Genomic DNA, 26,352 nt, shown 5'->3' on the forward strand with positions numbered 1-26,352 from the left:
ACTGCTAGATGATACCATGCACGAATCTGCGGCAGACCCCTGGAGTGCGACCGCACTCGACGTGAAGCGGCGGCTCACGTCGCTCCGCGAATCGGGCGAGGCGGGCGCGGTGGCGACGGTGGTCGACGTCGAGGGGTCGGCGTACCGCCGGCCGGGGGCGAAGATGGTACTGACGCCCGAGGGCGACCACCTCGGCGGCATCACCGCGGGCTGTCTGGAGGGGCCGGTCGTCGACCTCGCGGGCCGGGTGTTCGAGTCGGGCGAGCCGGTCAGCGAGACGTTCGACCTGATGGACGACGAGGAGTGGGGGCTCGGGCTGGGCTGCAACGGCGTCATCGACGTGCTGGTCGAGCCGGTCGACGACTCGTGGGACCCGGTGCTCGCGGCGCTCGACGCGGGCGACTCGGTGGCGACGGTGACCGCCGTGGACGGCGACGCGCCGCTCGGTGCGCGCGCCGTGGTCGAGACCGACGGCTCGGTCACCACGCCGTCGGACCGGCCCGGACTCCCGGATGCGGTCGTCGCGGCGATCCGCGACGAGGCCGTCGACTGCGCGAAGACGGGCACTTGGATTGCCCGCACCGTCTCGACCGAGGATGGCGACGTGACGGTGTTCGTCGACGGCGTCGAGCCGGCACCGAAGATGCTCGTCTTCGGCGGGCAGCCCGACACCGGGCCGGTCTCGAACCTCGCCCGGCACGTCGGCTTCGCGGTGACCGTCGCGACCGCCCGCGGCGGCCACGCCGACCCGGAGCGGTTTCCCGCGGCCGACGAGGTGGTGTCGCTGCGGCCCGCTGACCTCGGCGAGCACGCCGACGAGCGGACCGCGGTCGTGCTGATGAGCCACAACAAGCTCGACGACGAGCTCGCGCTCGCGTCGGCGCTGGAGACGGACGCGCCCTACGTCGGGCTGATGGGCCCGCGAGAGCGCTTCGAGGAGATCCGCGAGGAGCTCGCCGCCGACGGGGTCGAGTTCACCGAGGAGCAGCTGGCCCGCGTCGCCACGCCCGTCGGCCTCGACGTCGGGGGCGGCGAGCCGGTCCAGATCGCCCTCAGCATCGTCAGCGAGGCGCTCGCCGTGCTGAACGGGCGGGACGGTGGCCGGCTCCGCGGCCGCGAGGGAGCCATCCACGGCGAGCGGGAGATAATCGTCGACGACTGAGCTGTCGGCACTGCTGCGTGAGCGTGAACTCGCGCCCGGAACCACTGAGGTTGCTACGGCCGTAACGTACCACCGAGGCCGTCGAGACGTTCTCCCTCGCCGAAGCCGCCTCCCACGCGATGGAGACCGACGAGGGTCGGTACCGGGCCGTCGTCGTGTCGTAGGGAGGCTACTCCGCACACCGTTCTGCCAGCGTTCGCATGTCGTCCTCGGTGTCGATGTCCAGGTGGATACCGGGGTCCTCGACCGCCACGCGCTCGACCGGATAGCTGTCGAACAGCGCCCGGCCGCCCCGGTCGCCCCCGACGGCCTGCAGCGCGTCGAAGTGCGCCGCACCGAACAGCACCGGGTTCCCGCGCCGACCCTCGTTCGTCGGGACGACGATGTCGCTCCCGGTGCGCTGGAAGGCGTCGACGAGCGCAGCCACGGTGCCGGCGTCGACGCAGGGCATGTCCCCCAGCGCGAGGACGGCCGCGTCAGCGCCGCGGTCGGCGGCCGCTCGCGCACCGCGGGCGACCGTCGTCGCCTGGCCGTCGGCGTACGCAGGGTTGTGGACCGTCTCGATGTCGGGCGGCAACGCCGCCGCGACGCGCTCGCGCTCGTCGCCGAGTACCGCGACGACGCCGTCGAGGTTCGCGTCGAGGAGCGGCCGCGCTGCGTGGCGGACCAGCGGCTCGCCGTCGAGTTCGGCCAGGAGCTTCTGGTCGTCGCCAAAGCGCGAGGCGGTGCCAGCCGCGAGGAGGACGCCGACGACGGAGCTGGGGACACTCACGCCGCCTACTCCAGTTTGACGCCGCTGTCGCCGCGGTGGAGGTAGTTCCGGCCGCCGGGCTCGACCTGCAGCTCGTCGTGCTCGACGACGACCTCGCCGCCGACGACGGTGTGGGTCGGCAGCCCGGTCAGCTCCATCCCGTGCATCGTCGAGTAGCGGGGCTCCATCGTGTGGTAGAAGTCGTCGTCGACGACCTTCGACTTCTCCATGTCGACGACGACCATGTCGGCGTCGCTGCCCTCGACGAGCGCCCCCTTTCTGGGATACAGGCCCCAGCGCTTGGCGTTGTTCTCGGCGCAGATCTCGACGAGGCGCTCCATGCTGATGCGATTCCGGTTCACGCCCTCGCTCATCATCACCGGCAGGAAGTACTCGATGCCGTTGTTGTCGCCGGGGATGGCGTCCCAGATGTCCCCGTGCTTGCCCGTGTCCTTCTCCTTGAACTCGATCTTGTGCGGGCAGTGGTCCGTGCCGAGGTAGTCGACGGTGCCGTTGCGCAGCCCCTCCCAGAGGCGCTTCTTGCTCTCCTCGCCCCGGAGCGGCGGCGATATCTTGCCCCACACGCCCAGCTCCTCTTCCTCGTTCGTGTGGGTGAGGAACGCCGGCAACGTCTCGCCGTGGAGGTTGACGCCCTGGTCCTGGAACCGCTCGCAGATGTCGACGCCCTCGCCCGTGCTCATGTGGACGATGTACGCGCGGGAGTCGGTGTACTCGGTCATGCGGCCGATCTGCTCGATCTGCATCGCCTCGCAGATGTTCGGCGCGCCCTCGGACCAGGCCGCCAGGTCGTTACGACTCTCGTCCTGGAGCTCCTGGCGTCGCTCGTAGGCGAGGTCCTCGTTCTCGGCGTGGAACATCACGACGCCGCCGTTCATCTCGCTCACCTCGTCGAGTACCTGGTAGACGCGACCGGCGTCGGAGTGCTCGATGCCGAGCTCGGGCGAGGCGTGCTTGTACCAGTTGAAGAACACCTTGAACGACCGGACGCCCTCCGCGGCGAGTCCCTCGATCTCCTCGACGTGGTGGTCCTTGTGGACGATAGCGTGGTAGGCGAAGTCGATGTACGAGTTATCCTCGCCGGCCCGCCGGAAGAACTCCATGTCCGGCAGGTAGGGCTCGGGCTGGAGCAGGAAGTTCACGACCGTGGTGACGCCGCCGTGGACCGCGCCCCGTGTCTCCGTCTCGAAGTCGTGTTCGAGGCCCTCGTGGTACTCGAACTCGTAGCGGGAGAGCCCCCAGTGGACGTGCGGGTCGATGAACCCCGGTATCAGGTAGTTCCCCCCGGCGTCGATGGTCCGGGCCGCGTCGGGCAGCGAAGCGTCGCCGCCGACCGCCGCGATGGTGCCATCGGTCGACGCCACGCCGCCGTGGATGGTGCCGGACGGCGTGACGACGCGAGCGTTGTGGATGCAGAGGTCTGCTCGTGCCATGGTACCAAAAGACAAAGTCGGGGGACTTAGAGCTATCCCAGCGAGGGCGGCGGCCCGCTGTACCGGGCACCGTTGCTCCAGTTCCACCCCGAGACGACGGCGTGCGACGGCGACTGACCGGGGAGCGCCGGACGGGCCGAACGCCCACTGCGGCCTGGGAGCGGATGCTTTCACCGCGAATCACGACAAGGCTTAAGACCGAATCGCCGAAAGTACGGTGGTATCTACCATGAGTATCGAGGACACACCTCATTCGGGGGAGCGTCCGACGCGAGAGGTTGCGGTCACCGTCAACGGTGAGGCGGTGACCCGAGAGGTCGAGCCGCGACTGAAGCTCTCCGACTTCCTCCGCAACGAGTGCGGCTGCCGCGGTGTCCGCGTCGGCTGTGAACACGGTGTCTGCGGTGCCTGCACTGTCTCTCTCGACGGAGACATCGTCAAGAGCTGTCTGCTGTACGCGGTGCAGGCCGAGGACCGCGACGTCGAGACCGTCGAGGGCCTCGCCGAGGACGGCAAGCTCCACCCCGTCCAGGAGGCGTTCCACGAGGAGCACGCGCTCCAGTGTGGCTTCTGTACGAGCGGTTTCGTCATGGCGACGAAGTCGCTCCTCGAGGAGAACCCGGACCCGGACCGCGAGGAGATCAAGGAGGGCCTCGCGGACAACATCTGTCGCTGCACCGGCTACCAGAACATCTACCGCGCGGTCGACCGCGCCGCCGACAAGCTCGCCGCAGACCTCGAGCCGGTCCGGGACGACGGCGAGGAGGGAGCGTAGATGTCCGGGTCCGAACCGCAGGTCGGCCACGAGGCCGGTGACGAGCTGGAGGGCCGGTCGTTCACCGGGCAGAGCGTCCGGCGGTTCGAGGACCGGCGCATCCTCACCGGCGAGGCGGAGTACATCCACGACGTGACGCCGCCGAACTGCCTCGAGATGGCACTCGTCCGGAGCGTCCACGCCCACGCGGATATCGTCGACGTGGACACCAGCGCCGCCGAAGACCACCCGGACTGCGAGTGCGTGCTCACCATCGACGACATCGAGGAGTCGTACAACCCACAGCCCTGCGGGCTGGAGGGGTACGAGGAGTGGTCGCTCGCCGACGGGAAGGCCCGCTTCGTCGGCGAACCGATCGCCGTCGTCGTCGCCGCGGACCGCTACCTCGCCGAGGACATGGCGGACCTCGTCGACGTGACGTACGAGACGCTCGACCCCGTCGTCGACGGGATGGCCGCCCGCGAGGCCGAGACGCTCGTCCACGAGGACGCCGGGTCGAACGTCGCCGACAACGAGCGCATCTCGTTCGGCGACCCCGACGCTGCGTTCGCGGACGCCGACCACGTCGTCGAGGGCACGTACGAGTGGGGTCGCGTCTCGGGCGTCCCGCTGGAGACGGCGGGCGTCGTCGCCCGGTACGACGAGGACGGTGACAGCTTCCACATCGACTGCAACATCCAGCTGCACACGCTCGTCGACGACACCGTCTACGAGACGCTCGGGCGGCCGGCCGACCGCGTCGAGCTGAACGTCCCCGCCGACGTGGGCGGGAGCTTCGGGACGAAGATCGCCATCCACCGGTACTGCAACCTCGCCGCGATGGCCGCCGAGCAGCTCGGCCAGCCGGTCAAGTTCGTCGAGGACCGCATCGAGAACCTCCAGGGCGGCGACATGCACTGCTCGGAGCGCACCTACGAGATGCGCCTGGCCTGCGACGACGACGGCACCATGCGCGGGCTCGACGTCTGGTTCGTCGACGACTTCGGCGCGTGGCCGCACTACCCCGTCAACCAGGTGCTCAAGCCGCTGTCGGTGCTGACGAACGCCTACGCCATCGACGACGTGGTGTACGAGTACGACCTGGTGCTGACGAACAAGACCGCCCAGACCGCCTACCGCGGCTTCGGCGTCGACCCGCACCAGTACGCGCTGGAGATGCTGGTCGACGACGCCGCCCGCGAACTCGGTGTCGACCCGACGGAGTTCCGCCGACGCAACCTCGTCACGCCCGACCAGCTGCCGTACCGTCTCCCCTCGGGCAACGTCTACGACTCCGGCGACTACCCCGGCGCGATGGACCGGATGGACGAGATACTCGACGAGAACGAGCGCTGCGAGGGTGGCCTGCTCGACCCGGCGGCCGTCGAGCAGCGCCGCGAGGAGGGCTACTACCGGGGCACCCAGACCGCGGTCCTCATCGAGCCGGGGGTCTCCGGTTCGGACTGGACCGACCGCCAGCGCACCGACGACGAAGCCCTCGCGAACCGGAGCCGGGACGACGTGGCCGAGTTGCCCGAACACCTCCGCGCGGAGGTACAGCCGGACGGCACGGTGCTCGCGTGGCTCGCGACCGACAGCGCCGGGCAGGGCCACCAGACGCTCGTCGCACAGCTCCTGGCCGACGAGCTCGGCCTGCTCCCGAGCGACATCGAGGTGGACTACCTCGACAGCGTCGAGGCCCCGACCGAGTACGGCAGCGCGGCCTCGCGGATGGCCGTCATGCTCTCCGGTGCGAGCGTCGGCGTCGGCGAGCAGCTGCGCGAGCGCCTCGCCGAACTCGCGGCCGACCACTGGGCCGTCGAGCGCGAGGCGGTCGACTACCGCGACGGCCGGGTCGAGCGAGGCGGCACCGACGACGCGCTCTCGCTCGCCGACCTCGCGGCGCTGGACGACGAGGGACGGACCCGCGTCAGCTACGACTACGAACATCCGGCGACGGGTCTCCCGGAGTTCGACGACGCGCTGACGAGCAAGTACCCGGTGTACCCGACCGCGGCGTACGCCGTCAACGCGCCCATCGTCGAGGTGGACGTTGAGACGGGCGAGGTCGAGGTGCTGAAGTTCTACACCCTGCGCGACTGCGGGACGATGCTCAACCCGATGATCGTCGAGGGACAGGCCCACGGCGGCATCGCCCAAGGGGTCGGGGCGGCGCTCATGGAGGAGTTCGGCTACGACCAGGACACCGGCCAGCCCCAGGCCATCACGATGTTCGACTACCTGCTCCCGTCGACGAAGAACATGCCCGACATCGAGATGGAGCACACCGTCCACCCGTCGCCGTTCACCGAGACCGGCGCGAAGGGCGTCGGCGAGGGTGGGATGATAGACGCCCCCGCGGCCATCGCCTGCTCCATCAACGACGCGCTCGAACCGCTGGGCGTGACCGCCGACCGCCTGCCCTTTACCGCGCACCGGGCACGGAAGCGGCTTCGCGAGGCCGAGGAGTAGGACCGGTCGGAACGCCCGTCACCGCGGGGAGAGCACGCGGGCGACGACGGCCGGTCTGAGCAGCGAGGTCGGCGCTTCCTCCATCGTCACGACCCGGCCGTACGCGTCGGCGACGCGGCCGTCGTCCTGTGCGGTCCGGACCAGTCGGGCGAGGTAGCGCGTGAACAGCGACTCGACCGTCGACTGCGAGCCGGTCGTCGCCGCGTAGCCGAGGTCCGAACCGACCGCCATCGACCACGCCACGTCGACCACGTCGCTCGCCCGGTCGAAGAAGCGCGCCCCCAGCCCGTCGAGACCGCCGTCTGCGAGCGTGTGGTGCAGCACCAGGGCTTCGAGCGACGCCACCGACATCCCCTGGCCGTAGACGGGGTTGAAGCTCGCGACGGCGTCGCCGAGGACGACCAGCCCGTCCGGAAACCGGTCGAGGTGCTCGTAGTAGCGCCGGACGTTCGACGGGAACGGGTAGCGCTCGACGCCGTCGCCGACCCACTCGCGCTCGTCGAGCAGCCGCGCGAGGTGGTCGACGGGGAGGCTCGCGGCGAACTCGGACAGCTCGCCGGGCTCCGTCGGCGGGTCGTCGCCGTGGACGCCCTGGAGCGTCACGAGCCAGCGGTCGTCCTCGACGGGGAACGCACCGCCGCCTCTGGTCCGTGGCGGCGTCGGCGGGAGGAAGAAGGCCCGCCGGTCCCCAGGAGGCCGGTCGACGACCGCTGTCGCGTAGCGCACGTCCACCGTCACCTCCTCCTCGGGCGGGCGCTCGAAGCCGTGGTCGGCGAGCCACGCCGGTGTCCGCGACGTGCGTCCCGTCGCGTCGACGACGAGGTCAGCCGGGAGCGTGCTGGTGTCGTCCGGGCCGCCCGACTCGACGACTACGCCGTCGACCGCCGTCCCGTCGTCCGCGAGCTGGTAGTCCACGAACCGGCACTCCGGCCGGAGCCGCACGCCGTCGACGCTGGCCAGACAGCGCCGTGCGACCGCCTCGAACAGCGGCCGGCTCGCCGCGTACATCGGCCGTCGCCGCGGCCCGGGCGCGAGGTAGCCGCCGTCCTCGTAGTGAATCAGGTCGTTCGTCCAGTCGAGCACCAGCCCGCCGTTCGAGAGCAGTTCCTCGGCGAAGCCCGGGAACAGGTCCGACAGCGTGGCCCGCCCGGCCTCGAGCAGTACGTGTGGCTGGTGGCCCTGGGGTACCCCGCGGCGCGTGACCGGGTCGTCCACGAGCGCGTCACGGTCGAGCACCGTCACGCGGTCGAAAGCGTCGGCGATGGCTCGGGCGGCGACCAGCCCGGCCATGCTCGCGCCGACGACGACGGCGTGGCCGCCCCGGCGGGACGCCGCCGACTCGTCGTAGCGCGAGACGTTCGCCAGCGTCATCTGCTCCACATAACGGCTGGCTCCGGGTATAGTGTTACGGAACGGCACACCGCCGGCCAGTACGGGGTACCTGCACTGGAATCGGGAGCGCATCCGGGACAAAGCACTTGCCCCGACGTGTGGAACGATGGCCCATGTCCCGCCACAGACGGCGGTTTCTCCGGCTGGCGGCCGGTGGGATGGTCGGGGGACTCGCAGGCTGTAGCTCCCTGCTCACCGACGGCGAAGACGGCGTCGACCCACAGGCCGCACAGTTCAAGGGCGCTGTGGTCGCCCAGCAGTCCGCCGACGCACCGGCCCGCACCGAGATTCGAGTCGTGAACACAGGCGGGACCGAATTCGGTGTCAAGCGCGCGAACCTCGGTGCCAGGCCGTTCGAGTTCGTCTCCGAGCTATCCGGCGCGTACGGCGAGACGATGCTGCTCCCGGGACAGTCCCCGGACGTCGACGTCCGTCGGGGTGAGAAGCGACGGGCCGACGGCTGCTGGCGCGTCGTGGACGGCGACGGAGAGGCCTACGTCGCGTTCATCGCCATGGCACCGGCGGTCCACGTCCCCGCCGGCGGGACGTACGTCGCCCGGCACCAGGTCTACTACCACGGCCCGGCGGACCGCTGTCTCCCGGCTGGCGAGTACCGGAAGGAGGTCGCCGTCGAAGTCGGACGACCCCGGGGAGACCAGGACCTCGAATCGGACAGCAGCGAACGGGGCGTCGCGTGTACGCTCCGCGTCGGTCAGGACGGCGAGCTCTCGCTCTCGCTGGCCTGAGTCACTCCCCGGCGTCGACCTCGACCACCGGCTCGGCGTCCTCGGCGCCCTGCATCTTCGACTCGGCGGGTTCGCCCTCCTCGGCGGCCGACTGGAGGTCGTCGAAGAAGTTGTTGACGAGCCGGGTCGTGACGCCGCCGAGCGCGCGCTGGCCGAGGCTCGCGATGAGCCCCGACACCTCGGCGCTGGCCGTCCACGTCGCGAGCGTGCCGCCCTCGTCCGTCGGCTGGAGGTCCATGTGCGCGGCCGTCTCGAAGGCGTTCCGGCTGGCGTTGCCGACCGCGCTCATCCGGAGCGTCGAGGGTTTCGTCGCCTCGACGACGGTCACCTCCACGTCGAAGGTGGGGCTGACGCTGCCGACCTTCACGGACATCACGGCCTCGAGATCGGACGGCGAGTTCAGCTTCAGCTCCTTCATGCCGGGCGCACAGTCGGCGATGACGTCGGGGTCGGTGAAGTACGGCCACAGCTCCTCGGGCGGCATGTCGAGCTCGAAATCGCCCTCGAACTCGATCACGCTGCCTCACCTCCCGCGCCGCAGGCCCGGTCGTACGCTGTCTCGAGCGCCCGTCGGCTGTACTCCGCGGCGATTTCGAGCTTGAACTCGTGGTCGGCGTGCATCTCCTCGGACGGGTCGGCCGCCTCGCGGGCGGCTTCGCCGACCGCCTCGAGCGTCGCCTCGGAGAGCGGTTCACCCTCGATTGCGGTCTCGGCGTCGGGCACGTGTAGCGGGATGTCCGCGGCGTTCGCCAGCGCGAGCCGGGCGTCCTCGACGACGGGCGCGTCGGCGTCGGGGTCGTCGACGCGGACCGACGCAGCCGCCGAGAGAGTCGGCCAGGTCTGTGCGGCACGTTTCAGCTCGTCGAACGCCATCCCGGTACGTTCCGGCGGGAACGGCGCCCGCGGCACCGAGACGGACTCGATGAGTTCCGCCTCGGCCATGTCGGTGAACATGTACGCGATGAAGAAGTCGCGGGCGTCGACTGCGCGTGTACCGTCGGGGCCACGAAGCGTGATGTCGCCGTCGAGCGCGACCAGCGCCGCCGGGTAGTTCCCTGCCGGGTCGGCCTCGCCGAGGCTCCCGCCGAGGGTGCCGCGGTTGCGAACGCTCGGCCCGGCGATCTGCTCCGCCGCCGCCGGCAGCATCGGGACGTGCTCGGCGAGCCGCGTCGACTGCGAGATGCTGCGGTGTGTCGTCAGCGCGCCGACGTGGACTGCGTCGTCCTCGACCTCGACGAACTCGAGCTCGTCGAGGCGGCTCAGGTCGACGATGTTCGCGGGCGTCGCCAGCCGGTTCGACATGACTATGCCGAGCGACTGGTTACCTGCCATGAACTCTGCCTCCTCCAGCTCGGTCGCGAGTTCGACTGCTTCAGCGGCCGAGGTGGGACGGTGGTACTGGAACTGGGCTGGCTTCATTGTGGCTGTTGTGACTGACCGACTGTGGCGGCGTTCGATGAACGATACCCAATAACACGGCTGGACGCTGTATTAAATCTTGGTGTATGTGAGCATGTATCTTGGCGGTGCAACGGCGAACCTTCATTACCTCTGCCTGTGTGATTCGATGTCATGCTCGACGGCTACGAGATGCACGACCTGACGCAGCCATGGTCACAGGACACGCCCGCGTGGCCCACCTACGACAACCCGAAAATCTGGTACGAGAAGAGCCTGGACACGGAGAAAGTCAACGGCCAGAAGATCGAGTTCATGAACCACACGGGTACCCACCTCGACGGCGAGAAGCACTTCATCGCCCACGGGCGGGACATCGAGTCGATGCCGCTCGACGAGCTCGTCGGGGACGCCGTCGTCGCCGACATCTCCGACAAGGTCGGGGACTACGACGTCTACACCAGCGAGATGATAGAGGAGGTCTGCGACGTGCGCGAGGGCGACATCCTGTTCATCCACACGGGCTACCAGCGATACGCCTGGCACCGCGAGGAGGCCGACCCGCACGCGTTCTTCTGCAAGCATCCCGGCCCGAACATGGAGTTCGCGGAGTGGTGCAAGGAGATGGACCTGAACTACCTCGTCCTCGACTGCGGGAGCGCGGACCACCCGATGAACACGGTCATCCGTGACGTGCGCCCCGAGCTCGCCCGCGAGGCCCGCGAGAAGCACGGCGTCGACGACCTCGACGAGATATTCCCGCCGGAGGGCTACCAGCTGATGCACACCGAGCTGTTCCCGGATGGTATCGTCCACGTCGAGAACGCACAGGTGCCCGGGGAGCTGCTGGGCGAGCGCTGCCAGATCGGGACGTTCCCGTGGCGCTTCCGCGGCGGCGAGTCCTCGGTCTCCCGGTGCGTCGCCTTCACCGAGGCCTGAGCAGCCATGCCGGGCCAGCGCGCGGTCGCCCTCGGCGAGTGAGGCGGCGACCTCGCGGTCGAGACGGTCGACCGACCCGACCCCGACCTGCCTCCCGGAGTTCCCGGGCACGAGTTCGCCGGCGTCGTCGAATCCGTCGGCGAGGGCGTCGACCCGACCCGCATCGATGCGGACGTGGGCGAATCCCTCTCGCTCGACGGGGTGGCCGACTACCACCGACGCCTGCGGCGCGGGGAAACGAGCGGGATGGGCGTGCTGAAGCCGTAGGCGGTGGTGGGTCACGTATCGCGGCCCACGCCGACGGAACGCTTTTGACGCAGACGGACCCGGCAACTGGTATGCAGGTCGCCATCGTCTCCGATTCTCACATCCCCGACCGGGAGGAGACCATCCCCGACGAGTTCGAGGAGCGAATCGCCGCCGCGGACCACGTCGTCCACGCGGGCGACTTCACGGGCACCGAGACGCTCTCCCACGTCCGCGAGCTGGCGGCCGAGCTGACCGCCGTCCACGGAAACATGGCCGCGCCGGACATCGACCTGCCGTCCGTTGCGTCGGTCGAACTCGGCGGCGTGACACTCGTCGTGACTCACGGGACGGTGCGGTCGCTGGAGGCGTGGTACGACACCGTCGCCGAGACCGTCCGTGAGCACGCCGACGAGCCCCGCGTCGGTGTCGGCGGCCACACCCACCGGCTGGAGGACGAGGTCCACGACGGCGTCCGGCTGCTCAACCCCGGGTCGGTGACGGGTGCCGACCCCGCGACGGCAGCGACCATGCTCACCGCCGAGGTCGACGACGGCGAGGTCGACGTGACCGTCCACGAGCGCTGAGACCCGCCCCGCACAGCCGACATCTATCTTCGAACGCGCGAATCGGAGGGTATACGTCGTCTCTCGGGGTCACGGCTCGCCGTCGCCGCGCTACTCGCCGGGAACGCCGTCCCGCTCGTCGGCGTGCTGGCGTTCGGCTGGAACGCGCACGGTCGGGCTGGACCGGCGATGACTCGACCCGACGCACCCCCGACTCTCCGGACGGGCAGCCCGTGCCGGCGACACTAACGCTAACTTCCCGGCCCTCGTCGTCCCATCCGACACCAGATGGCGTGGCACACCGAGGACGTCGAGGCGGTGTTCGGGGAGCTCGACTCGTCACCCGACGGAATCGACCCGGACGAGGCGGAAGCGCGGCTCGAGGAGCACGGGCCGAACGAGATACACACCGAGGCGACCCGCGGCCCGCTGCAGGTGCTCCTCTCGCAGTTCACCAGCGCGCTCATCTGGGTGCTCATCGCGGCGGCCGCCCTCTCGCTCGTCATCGGCCACGCCGTCGACGCCGTCCTCATCGGCATCATCCTGCTCGCGAACGGGGTCTTCGGCTTCGTCCAGGAGTACCGCGCCGAGCAGAGCCTGGAGGCGCTCCGGGAGCTGTCCGCGCCGGAGGTCGTGGTCCGGCGCGGCGGGGCGGAGCGGACCGCCCCCGCGACGGACCTCGTGCCGGGCGATATGGTCGTCCTCAGCGAGGGCGACGTGGTGCCCGCCGACGCGCGCCTCGTGGAGACGCACTCGATAGAGGTCGACGAGGCCGCGCTCACGGGCGAGAGCGTCCCCGTCTCGAAGTCGACCGGTACCCTGCCGGCGGAGACGCCCCTCGCGGAGCGCTCGAACACCGTCTACCGGGGGACGAGCGTCACCCGGGGCCGCGCCGTCGCGGTCGTCGTCGACACCGGGATGGAGACCGAGGTCGGTGCCATCGCAACCGAGCTGCTCACCGCGGCGGAGACCAAGACGCCGCTGCAGCGCAGCCTCGACGCGCTCGGCCGACGCCTCGGGTTTGCGGTCCTCGCGCTCGCAGCCATCGTCATCCCGGTGCTCGTCTACGGCGGCACGTCGTGGGTGCAGGCCGGCCTGGCAGGCGTCTCGCTCGCCGTCGCGGCCATCCCCGAGGGCCTGCCGGCCATCGTCACGCTGACGCTCGCGCTCGGGGTGCGCAAGATGGCCGACGAGAACGCGCTCGTCCGCACGCTGCCGGCGGTCGAGGCGCTCGGCGCGGTCGACGTCGTCTGTACGGACAAGACCGGCACGCTCACCGAGGGCGAGATGCGCGTGCAGGTCGGCTGGATAGCCGACGGGACGGTCGACCTCGGTACCGACGACGGGCCCAGCGGCGCGGACGACGCCGCCGGACCGGCCGCCAGCGACGGCGGCGAGGTGTCCGACACGGCCGAGCCGGTCGCCGCCGCCGAGACGGACGACCGCGTGGGGCTCCTGCTGGAGATCGGCGCGCTCTGCAACGACGCGACGGCCGACGACGGCGACCCGACCGAGCGCGCGCTCGTCGCGGCCGCCGAGAACCACGGCATCGACGTCCCGGCGCTCCGGGAGGAGCGCGAGCGCGTCGACGAGATATCGTTCTCGTCCGAGCGCAAGCGCATGGCGACCGTCCACGACGACGTGGTGTACGTCAAGGGTGCGCCGGGCGTCGTCCTCGAACGCTCGTCCAGAATCCTCACCGCGGACGGGCCAGTCGAACTGGACGAGGCGACCAGAGACCGCGTCAGCGAGCAGGTCGAGACGTTCGCGGACGACGCGCTCCGGGTGCTCGCCTTCGCGTACAAGGACCGAAGCGACGACGGCGACACCGAGGAGAACCTCGTCCTCGTCGGTCTGCAGGGACTGCTTGACCCGCCCCGCAGGGAGGTGCGCGACGCTATCGCCGACACCAACCGTGCCGGCATCGACGTGAAGGTTATCACCGGCGACAACGCGGTCACGGCGGGCGCGATCGCCCGCGAGGTCGGCATCGAGTCCGACGTGCTGACCGGGAGCGACGTCGCCGCACTCTCCGACGAGGAGCTACGGGCCCGGGTCGAGGAGGTGGACGTGTTCGCCCGCGCCGACCCCGGTCACAAGGTGCGTATCCTCACGGCGCTGCAGGCGTCGGGACACTCCGTCGCGATGACCGGCGACGGTGTCAACGACGCGCCGGCGCTGAAGAACGCCGACGTCGGCATCGCGATGGGTGTCCGGGGCACCGACGTGGCCAAGCAGGCCAGCGACATCGTCCTGCTCGACGACAACTACGCGACCATCCGCACCGCCATCAGCCGCGGGCGGAAGATCTTCGACAACATCTGGAAGTTCGTCGCCTACCTGCTGAGCGCGAACGCCGCCGAGGTCGCGCTCGTGTTCATCGCGTCGCTCTTTGGCTACCTCGTGCTCCCGGCGGTCCAGCTGCTCTGGATCAACCTGCTCACCGACGGACTGCCGGCGCTCGCACTCGGCACCGACCCCGCCGGCGACGTGATGGACCGCGAGCCGCGCAGCCGGGCCGCCGGCATCATCGACCGCGAGATGCTCACGTTCATCGGCGGTGCGGGACTCACCGTGACCGTCGTGATGCTCGGCCTGCTCGTCTACGTGCTCGACGGCGCGGCCAGCGTGACGCCTTACGCCATGACGATGGTGTTCACCGGCTTCGTCGTCTTCGAGTTCCTGAAACTGTACGTCGTGCGCTGGTCACGAGGGACGCCACTCGTCTCGAACCGGTGGCTCGGGCTCGCCGTCGGCACGTCGCTCGCGCTCCACCTCTCGGTGCTGTACACGCCGCTCTCGGAGTACTTCGGCACCGTCGCGCTCACCCTGTCGGACTGGGGAATCCTCGCCGCGGCGCTGCTCGTCGGTCTCGGCCCGCTGCTCGGCATCGGCTCGCTGGTGCGGCGGCACAGCCGCCACCACGAGGACGACGGTGACGACGACGAGGGAGGCGGACTCAGCCCGGAAGCAGCAGGTTGATAGCGGCGACCGCGAGCCCAGCGAGCCCCATCCGCGCCGCCGAGACGTACCACCGGTGGCCCGAGATGGAACCCATGTACGCACCGAACGTCGAGAGCACGCCGACGCCCAGGGCGACGCCGACGACGGCGGCCTCGGCGATGCTGAACACCGTCCCCTCGAACAGGAACGGCGAGAGCGGGACGAGCACGCCGATCAGCGGGCCGAGTCCGCTCGCGACGGCGTGGAACAGTCGTGCGCCGCTCTGCTCGCGCTGGATGCGCGTGTCGTCGAGGTCGGTGAGCATCGCGCGCTCGATGCGCTGTCTCTCCGCGCTCGTCTCGGCGCGTTCGATCTCCCAGACGCTCCAGACGGCCGACGTGGTGAGGCCGACCGCCGCGCCGAGGCCGATCTTCACGACCGCCATGCCGTCCGGCACCCCGGTCAGTACCGCGCCGACGACGACCCCGATGCTGGTGAGGGTCCCGTCGAACCCGTTCGAGATGAAGTACCGCCGGGCGATGGAGCGGACGTCCTCCTTCCCGAGCAGCCGCAGGAGGCGCTGGTAGGTCGAGGGCACGGTCAGTCCTGTGGGGTCCTGCGGTCCTCGACGACCCGCTCCCCGCAGGCGACCTCGTCGACCGAGTGGACGGTGCCACCGAGCGTCTCGACCGTCTCCTCGACCACCCCGAAGTCGACGGCCTCGCCCTCGAAGGTGAGCTTGACGTTCTGGACCTCCTTGTCGAGTTCGACGAGCGACGACGTGACGCCCTCGACACCGTCGAGCTCGGACAGGTGTTCGGTGAACTCGACGAGCGGTGGCTCGTGCGGTTTCAGCACGTCGACGACGAGACGACGGACGGGAGCCATACGCCCACGTTCCGGGCCCGAGGAGAAAAACGTAGCCTCGGTTCCGAGGCCGTGAGAGTCGCCAGCCGCGGGCAGTATGCCTACTCCGTCGGCTGGACCGGGAGCTCGATGTGGGTCGGGTTGTCCGCCTCGTGGAACACGGTGTTCTCGGCGACGCGCGTCTCCTCCCCGCCGTAGAGCGGCCCGCCGGTGTTGTGGTTCACGTCGAAGCGCGGCCAGTTCGAGGAGGAGATGTCGAGCCGGATGCGGTGGCCGGCGTCGAAGCGGTTCGCCGTGTCGTACGGCTCCATGTAGAACTCGTACACCTCGTCGGCGTCGAGCAGATCGGGCTCGTCGCGGTAGCTTCGGTAGCGCCCCCGGCAGATGGCGTCCGAGAGGTTGAGCGCGTAGCCGTCGGGGTAGTCCTCGCTCTCGGGGTACTCGTCGACGAGCTTCGCGGTGAAGTCGGTGTCCGGGCCGTCGGTCGCACCGAAGACGCGGACCCGGATAGGGCCCGCTATCTCGACCGGCTCGTCGAGCGGCGGCGTCCGGAACACCTGGACGTCGGCGCGGTCGGCGAGGGGGCCGTAGGGCTCGCTCGCGCCGAAGGTTCCCTCGTGGGTCCGCTGGTCGTAGCCGCCCCGTCCCGCGAAGTCGATGATGTTCCGGTCGCCCAGCGGGTACGCCTCGACTGACTCCGCCCGCGGCTCGTAGGTGAGGTAGGATGAGGTGTTGCCGCCGATGGTCGGGACGGGGTCGTCGGGGTCGAACTCGTAGGTGGTCGCGGAGTCGGTGGCGGTCGGTTTCGCCGTCGAGAGCGTGCCGTCGCCGTGGGCGTAGAACGTCGTCATCTCGGTGCCGGCGGGCGGCCACGCGTCGGCACTGCGCCACTCGCCGCCGTGGAACAGGTGGCCGTCGTCGGACCGGTGGCCGTCGCCGGTTCCCATCAGGAAGTACTCCACGCGGGGGTGGTCCCACGACGCCTCGCCGCGGAGGTAGTGGTCGAAAAAGCGCTTGCGGGTCTCGCGGTACTTCCGGGTCGCGTCCTCGCCGAACGCGAGGTCGCCGGCGGTCGGCTGCTCCCACGTCAGCGGCGGGAACAGCAGCTGCTCGCTGTGGTCGTGCCCGCCGGGAAGCCGCGCGAGGTGGGTCCACGGCCCCATCAGCAGGTAGTGGTCCGACTCCTTGCGGTCGGCGAGGCCGACGAAGTTGTCACAGGTAGCGCCGGTGTAGGAGTCGTACCAGCCCCCCGAGTAGACGGTGGGCACGTCCGCGCTCTCGTCGTAGTGGCGCTCGAAGTTGACGCCGGGGTTCTGCCAGCGGTCGTCGCTCGCGCTCCCGGTCTCCATGATGTCGAACGCCCACTCCTCGTACGCCGGGAGTTCGGCGAGGGCGGTCTCGCCGCGTTCGACCGGGGCGTCCTCCAGCACCTCGCGGAAGTCGACGTCGGCGAAGACCTGCTGCACGTCGGGGTCGGCGAGGCTCTCGTGGGCGAAGCCCGCACCCAGGGTGAAGGCCCAGGAGAGCCAGCGCTGCTCGAACGCGCCGTTGTGCCGGAACGTCTTCTCCCGGCCGTTGGCCGCGCCCATGTTGACGAACATCCCGGCGAGGCCGTCGGGGGCCTGCGTGGCGAGCGCACTCTGGACCCACGCGCCGTAGGAGGTGCCGAGCGTGGCGACCTGTCCGTCGCAGTACCCCTGCGCGGCCAGCCATTCGACGGTGTCCGCGCCGTCTTCGGCCTCGTTGACGTGGATTTCGAACTCGCCCTCGCTGTCGAAGCGCCCGCGCACGTCCTGGATGGCGATGACGTAGCCCCGCGAGGCGTACCACTCGCCGTGCCGGGTCCGCCCGCCGGTCTTGTCGTACGGCGTCCGGTCGAGGATGACGGGTCGCGGCTCGTCGATTGGCTCGTGGGTGTCGGGGTCGGCGGGCCGGTAGACGTCCGTCGCGAGCCGGGTCCCGTCCCGCATCTCGATCATGACGTTCAGGTCGGCGTGGACGGCGTAGCGCGGTTCGTCTGTCATACACCCACACACCGCCACAGTTCGCAAATAGCTTGCCCCGTCCCTGTGGCCCGGAAACCGTGCGTGGGCGGCGCTCCGGTCTCACGGCCGCTGCTACCGTCGATAGGTAACTAGTGAGGCCCCGGCCCGGACTCGACGCCCCCGTAACCCGCCGATACCTCCAGCGTCACGCGTCGAACGACCAATTTACCGTTCGAAACGACGACAGTTTTAATTACGATGTTTCTGATTGAAGGGGTATAGTGTGGCAAGGGGACACGTAACACACTATCGGAGGCACACATGAGCAACGAAGACAACACGGACGACTTCGACGACGTCGACGAACCACCGATTCCCGAGGAGGGACGGGCCGCGGCGGGAGGTGCGGAGCAGTCCGACTTCGTCGAGTACGGAATCGACGACAAACCACCCCTCGGAGAGTCGATCCTCCTGGGCATCCAGCACTACCTGACGATGATCGGTGCGACCATCGCCATCCCGCTGGTGCTCGCGGGGGCGATGGCGATGCCGGGGTCCGGCGCTCCGGGTGCACCACCCGGAACGGAGACCGCGAAACTCATCGGGACGTTCTTCGTGGTGTCCGGGGTCGCCACACTCGCACAGACCACGCTCGGGAACCGCTATCCCATCGTGCAGGGCGGAACGTTCTCGATGCTCGCACCCGCACTCGCCATCATCGGCGTCATCGCCAGCAACGGTGGGGGCTGGGAGACGATGATACTCGAGCTACAGGGTGCGGTCATCGTCGCCGGCGTCGCCGAGGTGCTCATCGGCTATTTCGGCATCATGGGCTGGCTCAAGCGACACATGGGCCCCATCGTCATCGCCCCGGTCATCGCCCTCATCGGGTTATCGCTGTTCAGCGTCGGGCAGATAACCTCGGCGACACAGAACTGGTGGCTACTCGGGCTGACGGTGCTGCTCATCGTCGCCTTCTCGCAGTACCTCAACGACTACAACCGGGCGTTCCGGCTGTTTCCGGTCCTGCTCGCGCTCGTCGCGGCGTGGCTCGTCGCGGCCGCGCTGTCGGTGACGGGTATCTACGCGACTGGGACGGCGGGGTACATCAACTTCGACACCGTGACCAACGCCGAGCCGATCCTCGCCATCTATCCGCTGCAGTGGGGGATGCCGCAGTTCACGGGCTCGTTCATCATCGGGATGTTCGCCGGGATGCTCGCGTCGGTCATCGAGAGCTTCGGTGACTACCACTCCGTCGCTCGCATGGCCGGCAAGGGTGCACCGAACGCGCAGCGCGTCAACCACGGCATCGGCATGGAGGGCATCGGCAACACGTTGGCTGGAATCATGGGGACCGGCAACGGCTCGACCTCGTACACGGAGAACGTCGGCGCCATCGGCATCACCGGCGTCGCCTCGCGGTACGTCGTCCAGATCGGTGCCGTCGTGATGCTCATCGTCGGTTTCGTCGGCTACTTCGGGCAGCTCGTCGCGACCATCCCGAACCCCATCGTCGGGGGGCTGTTCCTGGCGATGTTCGGGCAGATCGCGGCGGTCGGCCTCTCGCAGCTGAAGTTCGTCGACCTCGACAAGAACCGGAACGTGTTCATCATCGGCATCGCGCTGTTCGCCGGCCTCGCCATCCCGGCGTACATGGGGAACGTCGCCGCGGCGTCGGACGTCGGCGGTGCGACCGCGTTGCAAGCGGGGCTGGCTGGCGAGTTCCCGTTCAGCCTGCTTGAGGGCGTCGAGGTTGCCGGCGTCTCGCCGCTTGGCATCATCGCGACGACGACGTTCGTCATCGGCAGCACCGGCATGGCCGTCGGTGGCATCGTCGCGTTCGTCCTCGACAACACCATCCCCGGCACCCGCGAGGAGCGCGGGCTGACGACCTGGGAGGACATCACCGAGGACGCCGACGAGTTCAAGCCGTTCTGGGAGCGTCTGGGCGGCAGCGACGACGAGCGCCCCGCGCCCGGCGGCGACTGACCGCGGGCGGACGAACGGACATCCACACCTGTTCTTTCGGGGGTGCTCCACCAGCGACGGCGACGCCTCGCCCCACCCCTGGCGACACCCCCGTCCACCGCAACAGTCAGGGACCTGGGGGGCGCGAGAGGGGAACGTGAACGCGTCGGAGATAACCGCGAACCTCGAGTACCGGGGGGAGCTTCGCGACGGCGGCTGGGTCGGCGTCACGCCCGACAGGCTCGCCGTCGTCCATCGGAACGAGGACCCGATCTACGTCGAGTTCGACCAGATCGAGACCATCCGGGTCGAGCCGCTCGACTGGTTCCTCGTCATCATGAGCCTCGCGCTCGTCGGCTTCGGCCTCTTCTCTATCCCGCGGAACCTGCTGGCCGGGGTCGGCTTCTGCGTCGCCGGCGGCCTCAGCCTCTACATCACGTACGGCCGGCGCGACCGGGTCCGCGTCACCGCCGAGGGCGAGACTGCCGACCTGACCATCTACCCGGAGGACGTCGAGGCGCTCAAGGCTGCGCTCGACCCCTACGTCGAGGGGTCGGCGGGCTGGAACCGGACGAACTGAGCCGGCCGCCGTTTCGTGCCAACGGTTAACACGAGCGGCGGCGAACGCGCCGATATGACCGCCGACCTCCCGTCACGCGACCGCGCAGCCGAGCACCTGCTCTCGCTCCACGCCAACGCACTGGCGACCCGCGACACCGAGACCGTCACCGCCGACGCCGTCGCGGACCGGAGCCTCGTCGACGCCGTCGTGGCACCCGAAGCCGTCCCGCCACACGACTACGCGACGATGGACGGCTTCGCGTTCGACGCCGCCGACGACTATCCCCTCACCCTCGTCGGGAACGAGGTGACGCCCGACGACGACCCGCCCGAACTCGGGCCGGGTGAGGCCGTCCGCATCGCGACCGGCGCGCCGCTGCCCGAGCGCGCGACCGCCGTCGTCAAGCGCGAGGACGCGACGGTTGCCGACGGCGAACTCACCTGCCCAGCGCTCGCGCCCGGCACGCACGTCTACGAGCGCGGGAGCACCGTCCGTGCCGGCGAGACGGTGTTCGAAGCCGGGGAGCGCCTCTCCCCGAAGGACGCCGTGCTGCTCGACGACCTCGGTGTCGGGTCCGTGCGGGTTCACGACCGCGCGAGCGCCGGCGTCGTCGCCACCGGCACCGAGATACACGAGGGCACCCAGCCCGACCGCGACTCGAACATGCTGCTCGGCCTGGCGCGCTCGTGGGGCCACGACGCCGTCCACGCCGGCACCGCACCCGACGACCCCGACGCGGTGCGGGCCCTTCTGGCGGACGCCGCCGAGAGCCACGACGTCGTCGTCTCGACCGGTGGGACGAGCGTCGGCCACGGCGACCACGTCGTCGACGCGCTGGCCGACCTCGGCGAGCTCGTCGTCCACGGCGTCGAGCTCCGGCCCGGTAAGCCCGTGACCGTCGCCCAGCTCCCCGAGCAGGACGCCGTGGCGGTCGCGCTGCCCGGCAAGCCCGTCGCCGCCCACACGGCCGCCTGTCTCGTCGCGCGGCCGCTGTTCACCGGCTCGGCGTCGCTCCCGACGCTGACGGCGGCTTCGACCGTCGCCCTCGACACCCCCGAGACGGACGCCATCGCCGGCGAGGCCGTCGAGTACGCCGTCCCCGTCACGCTCGCCGATGGTCGGGCGACCCCGCTCGGGCACCCCGACTCCGGACTCGACATCTACGACCGGACGTTCGACCCGAGCGTGCTGGCCTCCTCCACGCGCGCGACCCGGGCCGACGGCCTCGTGCTCACGCAGGACGGGTTCGCGGCGGGCGAGACGGTCGCCGTGGTGCCGTACGAGGCACTGGAGTCCTGACGGGAGGGTGGCCGCCGGGGACGCCGACACTACCGCGGCGCCGACGACGGCGGCCGGCACGAGGCGAGTGCGACCGTCGCCTCCGCGACCAGCCACGTCAGACTCCCGCCGGAGCGCTGGACGTGCGTGTCCGTCAGCTCGTGCTCGGAAGCCGCGAGCTCCTCCGGCGTGAAGAAGCGGGCGTCGGGATGCCGGGACGAACCTTTTTGCGCCAGGGGCACGCGGATTGGTAGCATGCAACTCGACGGGCAAATACTCGACGGCATCACCGTGGTCGACCTGACGACGTTCGTCACGGGTGGGTTCGCGTCGCTGATGCTCGCCAACCAGGGCGCGGAGGTCATCAAGGTCGAACGCCCCGACGTCGGCGACGACAACCGGCACTCTGGCCCGCCGTTTGTCGACGGCGAGTCGCCGTACTTCTGGACCATCAACTACGACAAGCGCAGCGTCGAGTTGAACCTCAAGCACGAGGCGGGACTCGCCGCGCTGTACGACATCGTCGCCGAGGCGGACGTGTTCGTCCAGAACTACCGGCCCGGGACCGCCGAGAAGCTGCACGTCGACGATGACTCCATCCGCGAGGTGAACGAGGACGTTGTGTACTGCGCCATCTCGGCGTTCGGCCAGACGGGGCCGTGGCGCCAGCGCCCGGGCTACGACCTGCTCGTGCAGGGGATGGGTGGCATCATGAGCGTCACCGGCGAGCCCGACGGCCGGCCCGTGAAGGTGGGCCTGCCGCAGACGGACCTCATCACCGCGATGTGGGCCGCATTCGGGATCGTCACTGCGCTGTACCGGCGCGAGGTGACCGGGGAAGGTGAGTACATCGACCTCGCGATGCTCGACGCGACGCTGCCCTGGCTCACGAAGCAGGCCGGGAAGGTGTTCGCGGACGAGCAGCCGGAGCGCATGGGCACGAAGGACCCGGTGCTCGCGCCGTACCAGACGTTCGAGACGGCCGACGGCTACCTCAACGTCGCCTGCCTGAACCAGAAGCTCTGGCGGGGGCTCTGTGAGGCCATCGGGCGACCCGAACTGGCCGACGACGACCGGTTCGAGACGAACGCGGACCGCGTCGAGCACATGGACGAGCTGGAGGCCGAACTCGCGCCCTCGTTCGCCGAGCGGACGACCGACGAGTGGATGGACCTGCTGGTCGAGGGCGCCGGCATCCCCGCCGGACCCGTGAACGAGCCCGAGGACGCGCTGTACAACGAACAGACCGAGGCCCGCGGGGTGATGACGGAGCTCTCTGACGGCGAGCGCACGGTGCCGGTCATCGAGCACCCACTGAACTTCGGGCGGTCCGAGAGCGGCTTCGACCAGTTGCCGCCGAAACTCGGCGAGCACACCCGCGAGGTGCTCCGCGAGGTGGGCTACGACGAGGAACGGCTGAACGAACTCGCCGCCGTGGGCGCGTTCGGCGACGGCGAGTGAGCCTCGACAGCCTCACACTCTCGTTATCAGTATTAAAAATCAGCACTATTGACATCAGTGTGAAAACATATTAGTCGGCCGCCACTCGACTACACTCGTATGGAGTTCGACATCCGGAAGCGACCGAGCAACGCGATACTGCAGGTCACGATGGACCGGGGGGAGTCGATTACGGCGAAGACCGGCGCGATGGTGAGCCGGAGCGAGACGATGGACACCGAGGCCAACGTCGGTGGAGACGGCGGGCTCGGCGGCATGGTCAAGAGTGCCGTCAGCAGCAGCAAGGACCTCGTCACGAGCGAATTCACGGCACGGGAGTCCGGCGCGAACGTCGTGCTCGCACCCGACCACCCCGGCGACGTCGTCGCGTTCGACCTCGGCGAGACGGGTCGCATCAAGTCCCAGTCCGGTTCGACGCTCGCCTGGGGGACGAACGTGAACAAGTCATCGGCGATGAACGAGACGGGGAACCTGTTCTCCTCGGGCCAGCTGAAGGTGCTCGCGCTCGACGGCACCGGCATGGCGTTCCTCTCGGCGTACGGCTCCGTGTACGAGGCCGACGTGTCGCCGGGTGAGCCCACCGTCGTCGACGAGGACCACCTCGTCGCCTGGACGGACGGGCTGAACCTGGACCGGCAGAGGGACGGCGGCGTCAAGTCCGCCATGCTCGGCGGCGAGGGTTACGTCTCGAAGTTCTCCGGCGACGGCCGCGTCTGGCTCCAGACGCGCGACCCCATCGTCTTCCAGAACATGGGCGATGGCGACGAGGAGAACGGCGACGACAGCCCCAGCGTCTCCGACTTCATCTGAGGCGACGGCCACGAACCGGCGCGTTTCTCTCTGCCACCGACGGACCACCAGCGCCGCCTCAACCGTCGAGCAGGTCGTCGAGCAGCGACCGCACGAGGTCGAACTCCGCCTCGCTGATGCCGTGTTCCAGCCCCTCGTAGATGCGCTCGGTCACGTCGCCGTCGAGTGCGCGGAACAGGTCGGCTGTCTCCCGGACCCGCTCGACTGGTACGTACTCGTCCGCGTCGCCCGAGCCGACGAACACGGGCGTCCCGCCGAGCGAGCCGGCAACGTCGGGTGACGACCGATCCGGCGGACCGACGACCCCGCCCGAGAGCACGACCACACCCCCGAGCGGTCGCGGCCGGCGGCGGAGGCACTCCGTGACGACGGCCGCACCCTGCGAGAAGCCGAACAGGACGGTCCGTTCCGGTGGAATCCCGGTGTCAGCGACCGTATCGAGCGCCCGCTCGACCGCATCGACCGCCGAGGAGAGGTGCGGTTCGTTGCGCTCGACCGGCGCGGCGGCGGCGTACGGGAACCAGCGGCTCCGGGACGCCTGCGGCGCGAAGAACGCGACCCCGTGGCGGTAGAACGACTCGGCGAGGTTGACGACGCCGTCGGCGGTCGCCCCGCGCCCGTGGACGAGCACCACCGCGACCTCGGCCGCCATGCTCGGTGCGCCGGCGGTGACGACCGGCTGCTCTGCGTGCGGGTCCGGGCCCTCGTCGCCGGCTGCGGCCGCGTCGGGGTCGTCGCCCGCCATCGCTCAGTCCAGCCCCGGCACGGAGAGCGGCGGTAGCTGGGACTCGATGAGCTCGCGGTCCTCCGCGAACCAGTCCGGCAGGACCAGCGACTCGCCGAGCGTCTCGACGGCCTCGTCGCTGGCCAGTCCCGGCGTCTCGGTCGCCAGCTCGAACAGGATGCCGCCGGGGTCGCGGACGTACAGCGAGTGGAAGTAGTTGCGGTCCCGCACCCGCGAGACGTCGAAGTCGCGCTCGCGGAACAGCGAGTGCCAGTCGTACAGCTCGTCGACGCTCTCGACGCGGACCGCGACGTGCTGGATGGTGCCGATTCCCTCGCGGCCGTACGGTGCGGCGCGGTCGAGCACGTCGACGACGGTGGCGTGATCGCCGCCGGCGCGATAGCGGACGCGGGTGCCCTCGGAGTCCGCCTCGCCGCCGCGCTCGTCGGACTCCACCCCGGCCGGCTCCTCGCCGACCAGCTCGAAGCCCAGCGTGTCGAGCATCCCGGCGGTCGCGTACGGGTTCGCCGACAGCGCGGTGACCCCGTGGATGCCCCGGATGGCGTGCTCCTCGGGGACTGAGCCGTCGGTCCAGGGCTCGACCGGGCTCTCCGCGGCGACGAGTTCGACGCTGGTGTCGGCCGGGCCGGTGAAGCCGAGCAGGCGCTCGTCGAAGCGGTCGACCGGCCCAGTGAACTCGACGTCGTGGTCGTCGAGGCGGTCAGCCCAGTAGCCGAGCGACCCGGGCGGCACGGCGAAGCCCACCGACTCCCACTGGGGCTTGCCCAGGCGTGCGGGCGCGTCGTTCGGGTACGGGAAGCAGGTGAGGACGGTGCCCGGGTCGGCGGTCCCGTTGCCGTAGTAGAGGTGGTAGGCAAGCATGTTCTCGTAGTTCACGGTCCGCTTGACGAATCGCAGGCTGAGCACCCCGACGTTGAACTCGACGTTCGACTGGGCCCCGCCGACGATGGTGGTCACGTGGTGGATACCGGGCGAGTCTGTGAGCGTCGCCATTGGTCGTGGTTCGCGGGCCGACCGGTTGTACCTGCCGCCGCTTCGGGACACCGTGACGGGGTCCCGGGACAGCTTTGGGGCCGCCGCCGAAACCGACGGCCACCATGGAATCGACCCTCCGCGAGTACTGCGAGTTCGGCCCCGAACGCGTCTACCTGCTGCTCGCGCTGGCGCGGTCGAAGGAGAACGACGTGCTCGACGGGCCCTCGGCGATCCGTACGGTGGTGCAGGACGCGGACGAGCTCGAACCCGCCGTCGCGGAGCTGGACCACGCCGTCTCGCGGTTCGACGCGACGTACCGGCTCTACCTGACCGCCAACGCACGCAACACCCAGCAGGCGCTGTTCGCGCTCCGCCGGTCGATGGACGACTGGCTGGAGGCGCGACTCAACGGCTCCACGGACGTACTGCGGAAGTTCGGGCGGGTCGACAGCGAGTTCAAGTCCACGCTGCAGTCCGACGGCTGCCGCGACGAGGCGAACTTCGTCTTCGACCTGGACGACGCGACGGTAGCCGACGCCGACGCGCTCGCGGCAACGCTCCGCGACCGGACGACGGTCCACCTGCGCCGGGAGACGCCGAACGGCTTCCACCTCGTCACCGCGCCGTTCGACTACACCCGGCTTTCGACCGACGTCGAGTACGAACTGAAGACCGACGGGCTGGTGTTCGTCAGCTACCTCGACGACTGAGCCCCAGTCAGCCGGCGCCTCGTCGACCAGCCGGACGAACCGGTTCACGCACAGGATGCCCCCGAAGATGAACGACGAGATGTCGAGCACCGCGCCGAGGCTCGGCAGGATGGGGAAGACGGCGTCTCCGTGGACTGGGTGGGAGAACTGTCCGTCGGTCCCGGGCGG

The 26,352-nt window shown here is 69.8% G+C and carries 25 protein-coding genes and 1 pseudogene; 14 read left to right on the top strand and 12 right to left on the bottom strand.

Annotated features, from left to right (window positions below):
* Positions 1 to 16: 16 nt before the first annotated feature.
* Positions 17 to 1,162: an XdhC family protein gene (locus NO978_RS08250; protein WP_257299081.1), complete on the top strand. Its 1,146-nt coding sequence runs from the start codon at positions 17 to 19 to the stop codon at positions 1,160 to 1,162.
* A gap of 169 nt (positions 1,163 to 1,331) precedes the next feature.
* Here the strand turns inward: NO978_RS08250 and NO978_RS08255 are convergent, their stop codons facing one another.
* Entirely contained in the window at positions 1,332 to 1,934 is a 603-nt protein-coding gene (locus NO978_RS08255; protein ID WP_257299082.1) for a nucleotidyltransferase family protein, read from the bottom strand.
* A 5-nt stretch (positions 1,935 to 1,939) separates the two neighbouring features.
* The gene (locus NO978_RS08260) at positions 1,940 to 3,364 is read right to left on the bottom strand and encodes a dihydroorotase family protein (protein ID WP_257299083.1); all 1,425 of its coding nucleotides are present in this window, start codon (positions 3,362 to 3,364) and stop codon (positions 1,940 to 1,942) included.
* A gap of 229 nt (positions 3,365 to 3,593) precedes the next feature.
* On the opposite strand from NO978_RS08260, the gene NO978_RS08265 reads away from it, so the two are divergent.
* Positions 3,594 to 4,139, top strand: a complete 546-nt coding sequence (locus NO978_RS08265; protein ID WP_257299085.1) for a (2Fe-2S)-binding protein — start codon at positions 3,594 to 3,596, stop codon at positions 4,137 to 4,139.
* Positions 4,140 to 6,590: a xanthine dehydrogenase family protein molybdopterin-binding subunit gene (locus NO978_RS08270; protein WP_257299089.1), complete on the top strand. Its 2,451-nt coding sequence runs from the start codon at positions 4,140 to 4,142 to the stop codon at positions 6,588 to 6,590. It begins immediately after the preceding gene.
* Positions 6,591 to 6,608: 18 nt separating this feature from the next.
* On the opposite strand, the gene NO978_RS08275 is transcribed toward NO978_RS08270, so the two are convergent.
* Positions 6,609 to 7,961, bottom strand: coding sequence for an NAD(P)/FAD-dependent oxidoreductase (locus NO978_RS08275; protein WP_257299090.1), 1,353 nt, complete (start codon positions 7,959 to 7,961; stop codon positions 6,609 to 6,611).
* 134 nt (positions 7,962 to 8,095) lie between these two features.
* Here NO978_RS08275 and NO978_RS08280 point away from each other — a divergent pair, with 134 nt between their 5' ends.
* Positions 8,096 to 8,728: a hypothetical protein gene (locus NO978_RS08280; protein ID WP_257299091.1), complete on the top strand. Its 633-nt coding sequence runs from the start codon at positions 8,096 to 8,098 to the stop codon at positions 8,726 to 8,728.
* Position 8,729: 1 nt separating this feature from the next.
* On the opposite strand, the gene NO978_RS08285 is transcribed toward NO978_RS08280, so the two are convergent.
* Both NO978_RS08285 and NO978_RS08290 read right to left on the bottom strand, forming a co-directional pair.
* Positions 8,730 to 9,245, bottom strand: a complete 516-nt coding sequence (locus NO978_RS08285) for a carbon monoxide dehydrogenase subunit G (protein WP_257299092.1) — start codon at positions 9,243 to 9,245, stop codon at positions 8,730 to 8,732.
* Positions 9,242 to 10,147 carry a xanthine dehydrogenase family protein subunit M gene (locus NO978_RS08290; protein ID WP_257299094.1) on the bottom strand — a complete coding sequence of 302 codons (906 nt, stop codon included), beginning with the start codon at positions 10,145 to 10,147 and terminating at the stop codon, positions 9,242 to 9,244. The genes NO978_RS08285 and NO978_RS08290 overlap by 4 nt, the downstream gene beginning before the upstream one ends.
* A gap of 153 nt (positions 10,148 to 10,300) precedes the next feature.
* On the opposite strand from NO978_RS08290, the gene NO978_RS08295 reads away from it, so the two are divergent.
* The 4 genes from NO978_RS08295 to NO978_RS08305 all read left to right on the top strand — a co-directional run bounded on the left by NO978_RS08295 (position 10,301) and on the right by NO978_RS08305 (position 14,859).
* Positions 10,301 to 11,065 (top strand): cyclase family protein, encoded by a 765-nt coding sequence (locus tag NO978_RS08295; RefSeq protein ID WP_257299095.1) that lies wholly within the window; start codon positions 10,301 to 10,303, stop codon positions 11,063 to 11,065.
* Between the two features lie 87 nt (positions 11,066 to 11,152).
* Positions 11,153 to 11,332, top strand: coding sequence for an alcohol dehydrogenase catalytic domain-containing protein (locus tag NO978_RS19945; RefSeq protein WP_369684127.1), 180 nt, complete (start codon positions 11,153 to 11,155; stop codon positions 11,330 to 11,332).
* Between the two features lie 71 nt (positions 11,333 to 11,403).
* On the top strand, positions 11,404 to 11,898 hold the full coding sequence (locus tag NO978_RS08300) for a metallophosphoesterase family protein (RefSeq protein ID WP_257299096.1): 495 nt from the start codon (positions 11,404 to 11,406) through the stop codon (positions 11,896 to 11,898).
* Positions 11,899 to 12,165: 267 nt separating this feature from the next.
* The gene (locus tag NO978_RS08305; protein WP_257299097.1) at positions 12,166 to 14,859 is read left to right on the top strand and encodes a cation-transporting P-type ATPase; all 2,694 of its coding nucleotides are present in this window, start codon (positions 12,166 to 12,168) and stop codon (positions 14,857 to 14,859) included.
* Here NO978_RS08305 and NO978_RS08310 read toward each other — a convergent pair.
* From NO978_RS08310 to NO978_RS08320, 3 genes are all read right to left on the bottom strand, one after another.
* A complete protein-coding gene (locus tag NO978_RS08310) occupies positions 14,837 to 15,418 on the bottom strand; it encodes a VIT1/CCC1 transporter family protein (RefSeq protein WP_257299098.1) in 582 nt (193 codons plus the stop codon). The genes NO978_RS08305 and NO978_RS08310 overlap by 23 nt on opposite strands.
* Positions 15,419 to 15,420: 2 nt before the next feature.
* Positions 15,421 to 15,708, bottom strand: a complete 288-nt coding sequence (locus NO978_RS08315; RefSeq protein ID WP_257299099.1) for a DUF211 domain-containing protein — start codon at positions 15,706 to 15,708, stop codon at positions 15,421 to 15,423.
* Between the two features lie 80 nt (positions 15,709 to 15,788).
* Positions 15,789 to 17,711 (bottom strand): CocE/NonD family hydrolase, encoded by a 1,923-nt coding sequence (locus NO978_RS08320; RefSeq protein ID WP_257299100.1) that lies wholly within the window; start codon positions 17,709 to 17,711, stop codon positions 15,789 to 15,791.
* A gap of 282 nt (positions 17,712 to 17,993) precedes the next feature.
* Between NO978_RS08320 and NO978_RS08325 the strand changes: the two genes are divergently transcribed.
* The 3 genes from NO978_RS08325 to NO978_RS08335 all read left to right on the top strand — a co-directional run bounded on the left by NO978_RS08325 (position 17,994) and on the right by NO978_RS08335 (position 21,504).
* Positions 17,994 to 19,664, top strand: coding sequence for a uracil-xanthine permease family protein (locus NO978_RS08325; RefSeq protein WP_257299101.1), 1,671 nt, complete (start codon positions 17,994 to 17,996; stop codon positions 19,662 to 19,664).
* Between the two features lie 136 nt (positions 19,665 to 19,800).
* A complete protein-coding gene (locus NO978_RS08330) occupies positions 19,801 to 20,223 on the top strand; it encodes a hypothetical protein (RefSeq protein WP_257299102.1) in 423 nt (140 codons plus the stop codon).
* Between the two features lie 54 nt (positions 20,224 to 20,277).
* Entirely contained in the window at positions 20,278 to 21,504 is a 1,227-nt protein-coding gene (locus tag NO978_RS08335) for a molybdopterin molybdotransferase MoeA (RefSeq protein WP_257299103.1), read from the top strand.
* A 29-nt stretch (positions 21,505 to 21,533) separates the two neighbouring features.
* Here the strand turns inward: NO978_RS08335 and NO978_RS08340 are convergent, their stop codons facing one another.
* The gene (locus NO978_RS08340; protein WP_257299104.1) at positions 21,534 to 21,740 is read right to left on the bottom strand and encodes a hypothetical protein; all 207 of its coding nucleotides are present in this window, start codon (positions 21,738 to 21,740) and stop codon (positions 21,534 to 21,536) included.
* Between NO978_RS08340 and NO978_RS08345 the strand changes: the two genes are divergently transcribed.
* Together NO978_RS08345 and NO978_RS08350 are read left to right on the top strand one after the other, a co-directional pair.
* The gene (locus NO978_RS08345) at positions 21,739 to 22,944 is read left to right on the top strand and encodes a CaiB/BaiF CoA-transferase family protein (protein ID WP_257299105.1); all 1,206 of its coding nucleotides are present in this window, start codon (positions 21,739 to 21,741) and stop codon (positions 22,942 to 22,944) included. The two genes, NO978_RS08340 and NO978_RS08345, sit on opposite strands and share 2 nt — an antisense overlap.
* Positions 22,945 to 23,043: 99 nt before the next feature.
* Complete coding sequence (locus NO978_RS08350) at positions 23,044 to 23,754, top strand: TIGR00266 family protein (protein ID WP_257299106.1); 711 nt, start codon at positions 23,044 to 23,046, stop codon at positions 23,752 to 23,754.
* A 58-nt stretch (positions 23,755 to 23,812) separates the two neighbouring features.
* Here the strand turns inward: NO978_RS08350 and NO978_RS08355 are convergent, their stop codons facing one another.
* Together NO978_RS08355 and NO978_RS08360 are read right to left on the bottom strand one after the other, a co-directional pair.
* Complete coding sequence (locus NO978_RS08355; protein ID WP_257299107.1) at positions 23,813 to 24,499, bottom strand: alpha/beta hydrolase; 687 nt, start codon at positions 24,497 to 24,499, stop codon at positions 23,813 to 23,815.
* A gap of 3 nt (positions 24,500 to 24,502) precedes the next feature.
* Positions 24,503 to 25,492, bottom strand: coding sequence for a VOC family protein (locus tag NO978_RS08360; protein ID WP_257299108.1), 990 nt, complete (start codon positions 25,490 to 25,492; stop codon positions 24,503 to 24,505).
* Positions 25,493 to 25,596: 104 nt separating this feature from the next.
* Between NO978_RS08360 and NO978_RS08365 the strand changes: the two genes are divergently transcribed.
* Entirely contained in the window at positions 25,597 to 26,184 is a 588-nt protein-coding gene (locus tag NO978_RS08365) for a hypothetical protein (RefSeq protein ID WP_257299109.1), read from the top strand.
* Here the strand turns inward: NO978_RS08365 and NO978_RS19950 are convergent.
* A pseudogene (locus tag NO978_RS19950) lies at positions 26,173 to 26,304 on the bottom strand (MFS transporter); the annotation flags it as partial. The gene NO978_RS08365 and the pseudogene NO978_RS19950 sit on opposite strands and share 12 nt — an antisense overlap.
* Between the last annotated feature and the right edge of the window lie 48 nt (positions 26,305 to 26,352).

Origin of the sequence: Haloarchaeobius sp. FL176, from assembly GCF_024609245.1 — an archaeon.
In the GTDB taxonomy this organism is placed as follows: Archaea; Halobacteriota; Halobacteria; order Halobacteriales; family Natrialbaceae; genus Haloarchaeobius.

Bases quoted from the DNA above. Each gene is read 5' to 3' on its own strand.
- NO978_RS08250 (WP_257299081.1), top strand. From the start codon at position 17: ATGCACGAATCTGCGGCAGACCCCTGGAGTGCGACCGCACTCGACGTG.
- NO978_RS08260 (WP_257299083.1), bottom strand. From the start codon at position 3,364: ATGGCACGAGCAGACCTCTGCATCCACAACGCTCGCGTCGTCACGCCG.
- NO978_RS08265 (WP_257299085.1), top strand. From the start codon at position 3,594: ATGAGTATCGAGGACACACCTCATTCGGGGGAGCGTCCGACGCGAGAG.
- NO978_RS08270 (WP_257299089.1), top strand. From the start codon at position 4,140: ATGTCCGGGTCCGAACCGCAGGTCGGCCACGAGGCCGGTGACGAGCTG.
- NO978_RS08275 (WP_257299090.1), bottom strand. From the start codon at position 7,961: ATGACGCTGGCGAACGTCTCGCGCTACGACGAGTCGGCGGCGTCCCGC.
- NO978_RS08280 (WP_257299091.1), top strand. From the start codon at position 8,096: ATGTCCCGCCACAGACGGCGGTTTCTCCGGCTGGCGGCCGGTGGGATG.
- NO978_RS08290 (WP_257299094.1), bottom strand. From the start codon at position 10,147: ATGAAGCCAGCCCAGTTCCAGTACCACCGTCCCACCTCGGCCGCTGAA.
- NO978_RS08295 (WP_257299095.1), top strand. From the start codon at position 10,301: ATGCTCGACGGCTACGAGATGCACGACCTGACGCAGCCATGGTCACAG.
- NO978_RS08300 (WP_257299096.1), top strand. From the start codon at position 11,404: ATGCAGGTCGCCATCGTCTCCGATTCTCACATCCCCGACCGGGAGGAG.
- NO978_RS08305 (WP_257299097.1), top strand. From the start codon at position 12,166: ATGGCGTGGCACACCGAGGACGTCGAGGCGGTGTTCGGGGAGCTCGAC.
- NO978_RS08315 (WP_257299099.1), bottom strand. From the start codon at position 15,708: ATGGCTCCCGTCCGTCGTCTCGTCGTCGACGTGCTGAAACCGCACGAG.
- NO978_RS08320 (WP_257299100.1), bottom strand. From the start codon at position 17,711: ATGACAGACGAACCGCGCTACGCCGTCCACGCCGACCTGAACGTCATG.
- NO978_RS08325 (WP_257299101.1), top strand. From the start codon at position 17,994: ATGAGCAACGAAGACAACACGGACGACTTCGACGACGTCGACGAACCA.
- NO978_RS08335 (WP_257299103.1), top strand. From the start codon at position 20,278: ATGACCGCCGACCTCCCGTCACGCGACCGCGCAGCCGAGCACCTGCTC.
- NO978_RS08345 (WP_257299105.1), top strand. From the start codon at position 21,739: ATGCAACTCGACGGGCAAATACTCGACGGCATCACCGTGGTCGACCTG.
- NO978_RS08340 (WP_257299104.1), bottom strand. From the start codon at position 21,740: ATGCTACCAATCCGCGTGCCCCTGGCGCAAAAAGGTTCGTCCCGGCAT.
- NO978_RS08350 (WP_257299106.1), top strand. From the start codon at position 23,044: ATGGAGTTCGACATCCGGAAGCGACCGAGCAACGCGATACTGCAGGTC.
- NO978_RS08355 (WP_257299107.1), bottom strand. From the start codon at position 24,499: ATGGCGGGCGACGACCCCGACGCGGCCGCAGCCGGCGACGAGGGCCCG.
- NO978_RS08360 (WP_257299108.1), bottom strand. From the start codon at position 25,492: ATGGCGACGCTCACAGACTCGCCCGGTATCCACCACGTGACCACCATC.
- NO978_RS08365 (WP_257299109.1), top strand. From the start codon at position 25,597: ATGGAATCGACCCTCCGCGAGTACTGCGAGTTCGGCCCCGAACGCGTC.